Source organism: Okeania sp., assembly GCF_983059655.1.
Map to the genome: position 1 here is coordinate 1 of NZ_CEZPJD010000210.1, position 10,932 is coordinate 10,932.

A 10,932-nucleotide genomic window follows, 5' to 3' on the forward strand; every position below is an offset into this window, starting at 1 on the left:
AGTGGGTTTGGTGGATTTAGGAATGTCCTAACCTAAACTTGTAGCGCTATATCTATCAGTTTAGGAGAAATTTTAGCAGCAATTGGAGCGGTAGCTGTGGCAATTTCTAATACTATTAGCAAAGCACGTCTTCATCGAATTCCGGTAGGATTTTTTAATATTATTCGTAATGGTTTTGGAAGTTTTATCTTCTTTATAGCTGCATTATATTTTTATGGCAGCGGTCATTTTATGGAACTATTGTCGCCTTTTTTATGGCAATGGATGTTAATTTATAGCGCAGTTATTATCGTAATAGGTCAAATTCTGTGGTTAAAAGGATTAAGTAAAACCAGTAGTTCTGATGCTTCTATTGCCAGTGCATTTAATCCCATTGCTGGAGTTATAGCAGCCTATTTAATTTTAGGAGAAAAACCCATCGCTGCTCACTATATCGGGGGAGCTATTATTTTAGTTGGAATTATATTGAGCCAAGTCGGGAATAAAAACGAAACTGCTATTAATCAACTTACAGAAAAAGAACATCCTCAGCAAAGAGAAACCGGCTTAGGATTTAAAGGTTTTTAACTATAGTCAGAATTTAGAATTCAGAATTCAGAATTCAGAATTCAGAAGTCAGGAGAAAATAATAGTGCCGATAATTGAGTAATATCATGTCCAGATAATTAGTGATAAAAAAACTTTCTCTTTACTTCTTCTTTCTTCACTCCTAACTCCTGACTCCTGTTCATATTATTTTGCGTTTGACTTTTAATTTTAGACTTTTGACTTAATGACCAATACACCTCTGAATTTGATACTCTAACTAAAATTGTCTTGGGAATAGCTAAAAGTAGTGGATATATTTATTGGACGTGGAAAAACAGCTCGCAGAGCTTACGGAATCGATGAAATTGCCCTAGTTCCTGGGGAACGGACAATCGATCCAAGTTTAGCAGACACTAGATGGAGCATCGGTGGCATTGAAAGAGAAATTCCCATTATTGCTAGTGCAATGGATGGAGTAATTGATGTTAAAATGGCCGTTCTATTATCTGAGTTAGGAGCAATGGGAGTTCTCAACTTAGAAGGTATTCAAACTCGCTATCCTGACCCAGTGCCAATATTAGAAAAAATTAGCTCTGTGGGCAAAGATGAATTTGTGGGTTTAATGCAAGAACTTTATTCAGCTCCAATTCAACCGGAATTAATTTCTCAGAGAATTAAGGAAATCAAAAGCCAAGGCGGCATTGCAGCAGTAAGCCTCACCCCTGCGGGAGCACTGAAATATAGGAAAGTAGTTGCTGATGCTGGTGCAGACTTATTGTTTGTCCAGGCAACAGTTGTTTCCACTGCATTTCTTTCACCTGAGTCAGTGGAAAACCTGGATTTGGTTAAGCTTTGCCAAGAAATGCCTATGCCTGTGGTTTTAGGTAACTGTGTTACTTATGAAGTGGCCTTAAATTTAATGAAGGTAGGAGCTGCAGGGGTGCTAGTAGGTATTGGCCCTGGTGCTGCTTGTACATCTCGTGGTGTTTTAGGTGTAGGAGTTCCTCAAGCTACTGCTGTAGCTGACTGTGCAGCAGCACGAAATGATTTTTACCAAGAAACAGGGAATTATGTCCCAGTTATTGCTGATGGGGGTTTGATTACTGGCGGAGATATTTGTAAATGTATTGCTTGTGGCGCTGATGGGGTGATGATTGGTTCGCCTATAGCTAGGGCTGCAGAAGCACCAGGGCGTGACTATCATTGGGGTATGGCTACTCCTAGTCCCGTTTTGCCACGAGGTACTCGGATTAAGGTTGGTACTACTGGTACTATCAAGCAAATTTTGCGTGGTCCAGCATTATTAGACGATGGCACACATAATTTATTGGGCGCTCTTAAAACAAGCATGGGTACTTTGGGAGCTAAGGATTTGAAAGAAATGCAGCAGGTTGAAGTAGTTATTGCTCCTTCATTGTTGACTGAAGGTAAAGTTTATCAAAAAGCTCAACAATTAGGTATGGGCAAGTAAATTTACGATTACTCTGGTATTATCTGAAAAGAAATGTCAGAATGGAAATAGCGGAGATGCATGTTTCCGTTCACTCCTCACACCACACTCCGCCCAAGCTCAAAAAGTTTGGGCGGTTTCTTATGGCCACTAATAAATCAAATGGCCACACAAGCGTAGATCGGACAAAATTTTTTTGATAGTGATTAAGGTATCACACATTCGGCATAAGCTACTTAATTAATTACTGAATTTTACGTATCACATTTACTATGCAAATCAAGTAAGGTACACATAAATACATAAATTATAGTTACCGAAAAGCTGGGTTAAAAGTCTCGCCGTTCCAGGGCGATTTTGTGTTAAGCTCGGACTGGTTACAATACCTGACTCCCTATTTCGTAGGCTAGATAAATCATCTAGAGGCAAAGAGTCCGAGAAGGTCAAAACTAAGAACCTGTGGTGGCGAAAGCACAGTCAAATTTTGCGTAAGTCCTATTGAATGTTAAATGTTATATGATAATTTGTTAACCTTGATACTAGTTTATACTATACTTTTTATATAGATACATTGGTAGGGTTAAAATCTACCATATTTTTCAGGATTTTATCTTAAATTTTTCCCAATATATTTAAACTAAAATAAATTTAGTGTTTTATGGGAAAAGTTAACTTGCTACAATCAAAAAACACCAAATTAGAATAAAGGTGTTTTGAAACAGATGTAACTGGCAACTGATGAACTGTATAAAAAAAATTTTGAGTTGCACTAAGCCTAGTAAATAGGCACACCTTTGCGGTCAGGCAGACCGTGGCTTGGACTAGCAACCAAGTCTGTAAAGCTTGTGAAGCCAGTCTGACTGATATACTTGGGAGAAATTCTAGGCTTTCGTTAGTACCAAGTTAAGTTTAGTCAAAAGGCAATCTGAAAGAAGCAAGAATTCTACGCCATACCATTTAAAGATTCATATTGAAGGATTAGTAAATAATGACAGCAGCAACTCCAGTCACCGATAGCAGTTTTCAGCAAGAAGTGCTTGACAGTGACGTTCCAGTTTTAGTAGATTTCTGGGCACCTTGGTGCGGGCCATGTCGGATGGTGGCTCCTGTAGTTGAAGAAATTGCAGATCAATATAAAGAAAAAATAAAAGTAGTTAAAGTAAATACGGACGAAAATCCTAATGTAGCAAGCCAGTACGGGATTCGTAGTATTCCTACCTTGATGATTTTCAAGGGAGGCCAAAGAGTTGATATGGTGGTTGGAGCTGTTCCTAAAACTACATTGGCTAACACTATAGAAAAGTATGTCGATAATGGTTGAGAATTTTTGGAACAGATATGTAGAAAGTAGTAGAAAACTGTTTGTGCCCATCAATGTCTAGAACTAATTAAGATAGACTAAACATTTGATGAAGTGTCTCTAGAACAACAGAAAAAACGACCTCAACTGAGATATTTTTATGTTTAGAAGCAGAAAGTAAATCTCAGTTATACTTTCATATGACGAGAGTACAATGCTCTCTAAGGTCTCTAGTAAACTGATATCAATAATTAAACTTTTTTCTTTCTACAGTCTTACTTCTCAAGCAAGTAAGGTAGCATTAACCTATTTTATGACTTAGCCGAGATTCTCAGTGGTCTCGGAAATTTTGTATTTGTATTTATAAATGAGTAGGGCTTGCTGATTAATTCTCAAGCTATTGATTGATATTGGCTTTAGCGTTTTTGATTTGAAAAAAGTACCGGCTTTTCGGTGGCAAGAGCTGCATAAAGCTAGTATTTTAGGATAATTATGGCAGAAAAATTGTCCCTCAATTTTTCCGACTATCTCCTAAATTAACTCCCATTTCTCCTGACTCCTGACTCCTGACTTCTTCCCTAACTCATAAGACTTTTTCAGCAAACCCTAAGTAAGCCCCAATCTGAGAGACTTTTTATTATCAGTTATCAGTTATCAGTGAACCTCCGACTAAAGTCGGAGGCTTGAAAATACTGAATCGATTTTTTTTCATCCCCTTAAAAGGGGAGGCGCATACCCAGAATTTTTCGGTAAAAGGAACGGTTAAATCCAGATCTAGTGGTGTGACACGCCTATAATTTTGTAGTAGTAGGGGAGGCAGACGTGCGCTATTCTTAATTGCTCAACATTAAATTGAGATAAACGCCCCATCCCCCTATGTTAGTCCAGTATTTGACCGTTTCATCTTAAATAGTACATTAGAAAAAATCGGTCAAGCCTTGCCATAACTAAGAATTACACGAAAAAGTTAATGCACAGCTTTAGCTGTGTTAATCCACTAGTATGGCTGTATAAAATTTTTAGTTTTAGATAGATAATAAAAATATAGAAAAATTAAAGTAAATTTTTACTTAATTTACAATAAAGAATAAGGGCGAAATTGGGGGATAAAATACAATTAACTGGGAAAAATGAAAAAACCATCAGCTCACAAATTCCAGTAAAAATTAAAGTTATTAAACATTGGGAAAAAGTTAATGGCCTCAGATTATCAGAAAACAGCAGTTGAGTCTCTTGAGGCAGAAGTGACTAAATTAGTCAAAAGTTTGCCAACCCTAAAGCATGAGAAATGGATTAAGCGATCGCTCTCCACCATTGTCAGCATGGCATCAGAGGAGCTAGACAGACTAGATTGGAAGATATTAGCCACTTCTCTACAGGATATGGAAAAAGGATTTGAGATTTTTTATCCCTATCGCCACATTCGTAAAATTACGATATTTGGTTCTGCACGAACATCCCCAGAAGCTCCAGAATATCAAATGGCCGTAGATTTTGCCCGCCATATTACTCAGCAAGGTTTTATGGTAATGACAGGTGGTGGAGGCGGAATAATGCAAGCTGGCAATGAAGGTGCTGGGGCAGAAAAATCTTTCGGCTTAAATATTCAGTTACCTTTTGAGCAAAAATCAAATCCTTTTATTGAAGGAAAAGAAAAATTAATTAACTTTAAATACTTTTTTACTCGCAAGTTATTTTTCCTCAGAGAAAGTGATGCTTTAGCTTTATTTCCCGGTGGTTTTGGCACTTTAGATGAAGCATTTGAAAGTTTAACATTAACACAAACAGGTAAATATGGCCCAGCGCCGCTAGTGTTAATAGATTGTCCTGGTGGAAACTATTGGCATGACTGGAACGATTTTATTCATAAACAACTGCTTCGGCGTGGTTTGATTAGCCCAGAAGATCCTAGCCTATATACTATTACAGATAACTTGGAAGAGGCTTGTCAAGCGATCGCTAACTTTTACAGGATTTATCATTCAAGTCGTTATGTGGGAGAAAAGTTTGTAATTCGCCTAAATTCAGAACTTTCAGAAAGGGATGTGGATTATTTAAATCAAGAGTTTAAGGATATTTTGACTATAGGAAAAATTGAAAAAAGTAAAGCCTTACCAGAAGAGTCTGGAGATGAAACTGCTCATCTTCCTCGTTTAGTTATGCATTTTAACCAAAAAGATACAGGTAGACTATATCAAATGATTGCCCAGATAAATAAGATGGGAGGAAATATACCAACTCATCCAGAACATAAGTAACACCATTGATCAAAAACTTTTCTACACTTTCTTAAGTCGGGGAGTAGGGGAGTGGGGGAGTGAGGGAGAATTCAACAATTAATAATTAATAATTAATAATTAATAATTACCTCTCCTTGAAAAGAAGAGGATTGACTAATAATGAAAATTTTTATTTATTATCCCCTTAAAAGGAGAGGCTTTAAACCACAATTTTTCGGTAAACATCAGGATTATTAGGACTAACTGGCTAATAATTAGGGAATAAGTTATTTTATCAGTGTTAATTACTTAATAACTGAAGTATTAGCTAAGTATAGCATTTCTTTTAGAAAGGAAAGTGACAGAAGAGGGGTATATTCATAAACAATCCCAGGAATCCAACTGCTTTTTACCTACAAGATTATGAACGTTATCTTAGAGAAGATGGCTTTAAAAAGATAGATTAGTTATGGAAATTATAACCTTAACTCAAGAGACTTGTCGAATCAAATTCAACAATGATGAACTATTGATTTTTGAGAAATCATTGTTAAAAGTGGATCGACATTTTACTGTAAATGATTTTGACGAGATAATACTTGGCATATCAAAAGACGAAGCTCCCAAGCTAGCTCAGATAATTAGGAGGGATCATAAATCGCGAGCAACCAGTAACTTGTTTAGAAACAGACAACCAATTGGTTCCTGCGATTCAATCAAGTACAGAAGGAGTAGTGATTGAGTTAACCTATAAATCTATCCTCGGTCTGCGTAGTGTTCTTAATTAAGTCTGTCATGGCGGGGTTCCCATTCAAGACTTTCAGGTTGAAATTGCATTCAAGAAAGCCACAATTTTCTCTCTTCTTGATTCACTAAACTCTAATGTTATACAAAAAATGGAGTCAGGTCGTCCAGAGCTAATTCTTTTTAAAGACGTCATAAAAATAGATAAAATTTATGACCTAGAGAGCGTTCGCGTGACAGACGATCCCAAAATATCATCAATCAAAAAAGCGTGTCAGTTGATATTGGAGGAGTACAGGTTTTCCTTTTTGCCAGGTGTTTGGAAACAACTTCCTCCAATGTATGGCAAGATTCAATTTATAGCACGTTCAATTTTGTGTCCTTCAGAGCCTTTTTTCAAGTCAAACGTGCAGGGCATAATGTACTCTGATTTAATCTACCTAGTTGCCTATCTCGAACTAGCTCTGAACTCTGCTTTCAACAGTGCTGCTTTTGAAACATTCACTCTTGATTTTGTTAACTCAGTCAGAGAACCACTTTTGGAAACCAAAATTGTTTCCAACACAAAATGGGAGTCAGAAGAATATTTGAAGATTAGGTTGCGGGTATATTCAGGACATCAAGAAGAGAGCAAAAAGCATGACTATCTAGAGATTCAAGGAACTGCAACTACGACCAACGTCCAATCTTTTACTTCATCAATTAGGGACTTTCTATCTGAACTTCCTAAGAAACAGAGACTTAAGCAAGTCTTAAAGTGCTCATTCCCTGTTCCCTAAAGCCATAAATACCATAAATATAAGTACATAACGGGCAGCGGGAAGTGCTATCTCATTATCATTTACGAGAAGCAGTCCGCACCAAAATTACAGTACAATCACAACCACGAGTGATCGCCTCTGGAATATTGCCATTAATTGCTTGTTTCAAAAATCCTTCCTTACTAGCACCAATAACTACAACGTCACAGTGATGAGCATCAGCCAAATCAACTACAGCAGTTGAAACAGAACTAGCACAGACTGAAGTAGCCGTAACTTTTGTATCCAAACGATGCTGAAGAAGCTTTGCTGCTCGTTTCATTTCCTTAATATTAGGCTTAACAGCAGATTTAGTTAAAACTTGACATAAGAAAATTTCTGGTTTCATACTTAAAGAGACCAAGGCAGGCAAAAGCTTTACTGCTGCAGCTTGTGTAGGAATATCTCGAATGGGTACTAACCACCGTTGCCATTCAAAAAAAGAATGCATATAATCAGAAACAAAATTATCTCGATCTGCTTCAAATCTTTCATTAGCATTAGTAATACCTTTGAATATTTCCTCTTTTAACTTCTTACATCCCCACTTCACCACTATTACTTCACAAATAGCTTGTCGTATCAGAGTATCCACAATACTGCCAAAAACACGATCTGAAGCAGAATAGTCATTCTTCCAACCCATCAGTATGAGAGATATATGTCTTTCCTTAACAATTTCCAAAATAGTATCAGCAACATCGTGACCAACCCTAATTTGAGTGTGCATAGGGATTTTCAAATCCTTAGCTATGCGCTCCGCCATTGCTAATAAACGACGACTCTTAGTTGTATCTACCACAGTTTCTGCTGGGGAATTTTGACGAGACACAACCACAACTTGCACGCATTCCAATTCATAATTACGTTGCCGAGCGATCGCAGCAGCTAATCTCAACAATGCGGGAGCAGTACTAGGATTACTTAATGGTACTAATAATCGACCATGTCCTACTTGAGGCGATCGCGTTTGATAAACTATATAAGAAGGCTCTTGAGTATGAATTCCCAGATTTGTCTTAACTGTTTGTTCTGACTCTATTCGGATAATATCAGTATCAGTAATAATTCCTACCAGGTGGCGACCCTCCATCACAGGTAAACGACTCAGTTTGTATTGATGTAAAAGATACAAAACTTCGCTCAGATTATCTGTAGTTTTAACTGTCATGGGATGAGATGTCATAAACTCTTTTAATAGAGTGTCTCCGGGAAGTTCGCGTTTGCGAGTATAAGCTAAATCTGTCTGAGTGACGATACCTACGAGCAAGCCATCATGATCGACTACTGGAAAACCTCGATGATGAGAGCTAGAAAACTTCTGTTTTACCTTATCCAAAGTCAGGTGAAAATCAAGAGTTTCTACAGGAATGTGCATGACTTCATCCGCACTAATATTACTCAAATAATTATTTTTTGACTTCTTCTTCTTGATTGGCAGACCTTTGAAATCTAAAATCCTGTCTGAGAGAGACTTTTGATCTATCTTTTCTGCAGTCAATAAAGCAACAATAGAAACAATCATTAGTGGCAATACTAAGCGAAAATCTTGTGTCTTCTCAAAAATAATTACTACTGCTGTCATTGGTGCCCTTGAAACAGCACAAAAAAATGCACCCATTCCTGCTAGAGCAAAAATTGTTGGTTGTTCCATACCGACTACATTACTTTGGCAAATTCCAACTATCCGACCGAGGGCCGAACCAATAACTAAGGATGGAGCAAAAAACCCCCCAGGAGCACCGGAGCTGGCAGCAAATATTGTCAAGATAGAGTGTTCGATAAAAGCAATGAAACTAAATTGTAAGCTGACTTCGTTACTGCCTAGCAATATTCTTAAAGCTGTATGGTTATGAAATGAATCTGGTAAAAATGCGATAATTAAACCACTAATTAATCCTGTGAGAGCTATTCGCCAAGGTAATGTTAATTTTAGTTGGCGCTCAAATATGAAAGCTGCAATAATTCCTCGACTAAATGCTGTTCCTAATAAACCTGCTAATATTCCCAAAATTATGTAAAAAGGAATTTCTTTGAGGTGTAAAAATCCTGTAATTGAGTGATCTAAGTAACTATTCTTATCTAAGTATAAACTTTCCCCCCCTAGCATTTGGGAAACAACTGCACCAACGAAAGAAGCAATAATTGCTGGCCCCAAGGTAATACCAGAAACATCGTGCATTAGGTCTTCTACTACAAATAAAACTCCAGCGATGGGGGCGTTGAAGCCAGCAGCTAAACCAGCAGCAGCACCACAGGCAATTAGCTGACGACGGTAGTTTGGAGAAGTAGGAACTAAACGACTGATCCAAGCTGCTAAGGATGCACCTATTTGTACTGTTGGGCCTTGTCGCCCTAATGTTAATCCAGAACCCACTGTCACGATGGTAGTAAACATTTTGACAATGGCAATCTCTAAGTTTAACGGAATTCTCATACCTGCGAGGGCAGCTTTTACTTGAGGTACTCCACTTCCTCCTGTTTCTGGTGCTAAACGTTCTACTAAGAAACCTGCAACAAATCCTCCAACCGCGCCAAAAATTGGTAGTAATAACCAGGGTGGATATTTGAGGGATGCAGCTATGCGCAAACTACCTAGCCATCCTGCACCTTCTTTTAGTATAACTGCTGCTAATCCAGAGACCATTCCTATTAAGCAAGCTTCAAAGACTGCTAGACGTTTCGGTCTCAGTAGTGGATAAATAAAGTTTTTGATATGGATTTGAAATTCTTGTTGGATATACTGATGCCACATAACAGAGTTTAGGGTGTTGTTTTGGCAGTATGGAATAAAGTTTTGTGTTTATTCTAGTTCTTACTGGTTATTTTTTATCTTCTTCGTTATTGGTTAATATCAAATCTGGTAGCAGGGGGGCGTGGGGAGTTTAGAGAAAAACTACAATCTCATGGGTTGAATTAACTGTTTGGGGGTTCAATTTTCCCAGATGCCCCACAAACCTATATCTCCCAAATTCAATCCCCCAATAGGTTTCACTCTTAATGAAATAACCATGATTAATGGGAGTACGAATGTTGTGCTTCATGGGATGATAATTTCTATCAACCCAATTTTTCTGATGTGCTTCATGGGATGATAATTTCTACCAACCCAATTTTTCTGATGTGCTTCATGGGATGATAATTTCTATCAACCCAATTTTTCTGATGTGCTTCATGGGATGATAATTTCTATCAACCCAATTTTTCTGACTCCAGTATGTTACTTATTTAATAGCAACCTTATACTATATCATACTCACTAATATTACAGCACTTTGCGACTCTATGAGGTACATCGATCGCGAGCAAGATGCCCGCACTACAATATTTTCACTATTCATCTTGTAAATTGGGTGCATCTCAATTAGACATCTCCGGAAAAGAGGTAGTAGAGAGTAGGCAGTAGAGGAAAAGAATTGATAATTTCTGTGCGATAATTGATTTGATTTTTTATTGTCGGAAATGTCTATTTTGAATAAAGCCAAAAAAATATCGCTTTTGTAACGATTGAATAATAACCAAGAAAACACCAACACCACAGTAGTATTTATGAATTAGAAGAAGAATAAGAAAATATTCACTTGAGAATTTAGTAATGAATCTGACTTATGTGATATTTGCCTGCGATCGAGCAGTAGAAATTCAGCCAGAAAATGAACAGTTTAGGGATAGTCGAAGTTTGGCCAGAGGATTAACTAATAATTTCAAGGGTACTTTTGAAGAGTTTAAAGTGTTTATTCAGGAAACGAAAAACACAGAGCAAAAAGCACAACGACAGCTTTAGGTTCAATCTCTGAACGTAAGCATTTCCTGCGGACTGCTGCGCAAACAGCTATTATAGCAATGAGCGCTGGTATATTTACAAATTACAGTAGGGGCCAAATAGCTAAA

7 protein-coding genes are annotated in these 10,932 nt (G+C 37.4%); 6 read left to right on the top strand and 1 reads right to left on the bottom strand.

From position 1 onward, the window contains the following. Nucleotides 1-69: 69 nt before the first annotated feature. From AC3DU7_RS13700 to AC3DU7_RS13720, 5 genes are all read left to right on the top strand, one after another. Nucleotides 70-567, top strand: a complete 498-nt coding sequence (locus AC3DU7_RS13700) for an EamA family transporter (RefSeq protein ID WP_488039894.1) — start codon at nt 70-72, stop codon at nt 565-567. 268 nt (nt 568-835) lie between these two features. After that, complete coding sequence (locus AC3DU7_RS13705; protein ID WP_488039888.1) at nt 836-1,999, top strand: GuaB3 family IMP dehydrogenase-related protein; 1,164 nt, start codon at nt 836-838, stop codon at nt 1,997-1,999. A 967-nt stretch (nt 2,000-2,966) separates the two neighbouring features. Next, entirely contained in the window at nt 2,967-3,299 is a 333-nt protein-coding gene (trxA, locus tag AC3DU7_RS13710) for a thioredoxin (protein WP_488039889.1), read from the top strand. Between the two features lie 1,175 nt (nt 3,300-4,474). Continuing rightward, nucleotides 4,475-5,536 (top strand): LOG family protein, encoded by a 1,062-nt coding sequence (locus tag AC3DU7_RS13715; RefSeq protein ID WP_488039890.1) that lies wholly within the window; start codon nt 4,475-4,477, stop codon nt 5,534-5,536. Between the two features lie 857 nt (nt 5,537-6,393). Continuing rightward, complete coding sequence (locus tag AC3DU7_RS13720) at nt 6,394-7,020, top strand: hypothetical protein (RefSeq protein WP_488039891.1); 627 nt, start codon at nt 6,394-6,396, stop codon at nt 7,018-7,020. A 58-nt stretch (nt 7,021-7,078) separates the two neighbouring features. Here the strand turns inward: AC3DU7_RS13720 and AC3DU7_RS13725 are convergent, their stop codons facing one another. Continuing rightward, a complete protein-coding gene (locus AC3DU7_RS13725; RefSeq protein ID WP_488039892.1) occupies nt 7,079-9,796 on the bottom strand; it encodes a chloride channel protein in 2,718 nt (905 codons plus the stop codon). Between the two features lie 840 nt (nt 9,797-10,636). On the opposite strand from AC3DU7_RS13725, the gene AC3DU7_RS13730 reads away from it, so the two are divergent. After that, the gene (locus AC3DU7_RS13730; RefSeq protein ID WP_488039893.1) at nt 10,637-10,825 is read left to right on the top strand and encodes a hypothetical protein; all 189 of its coding nucleotides are present in this window, start codon (nt 10,637-10,639) and stop codon (nt 10,823-10,825) included. The last annotated feature ends 107 nt before the right edge of the window (nt 10,826-10,932 follow it).

Bases quoted from the DNA above. Each gene is read 5' to 3' on its own strand.
- trxA (WP_488039889.1), top strand. From the start codon at position 2,967: ATGACAGCAGCAACTCCAGTCACCGATAGCAGTTTTCAGCAAGAAGTG.
- AC3DU7_RS13715 (WP_488039890.1), top strand. From the start codon at position 4,475: ATGGCCTCAGATTATCAGAAAACAGCAGTTGAGTCTCTTGAGGCAGAA.
- AC3DU7_RS13720 (WP_488039891.1), top strand. From the start codon at position 6,394: ATGGAGTCAGGTCGTCCAGAGCTAATTCTTTTTAAAGACGTCATAAAA.
- AC3DU7_RS13725 (WP_488039892.1), bottom strand. From the start codon at position 9,796: ATGTGGCATCAGTATATCCAACAAGAATTTCAAATCCATATCAAAAAC.
- AC3DU7_RS13730 (WP_488039893.1), top strand. From the start codon at position 10,637: ATGAATCTGACTTATGTGATATTTGCCTGCGATCGAGCAGTAGAAATT.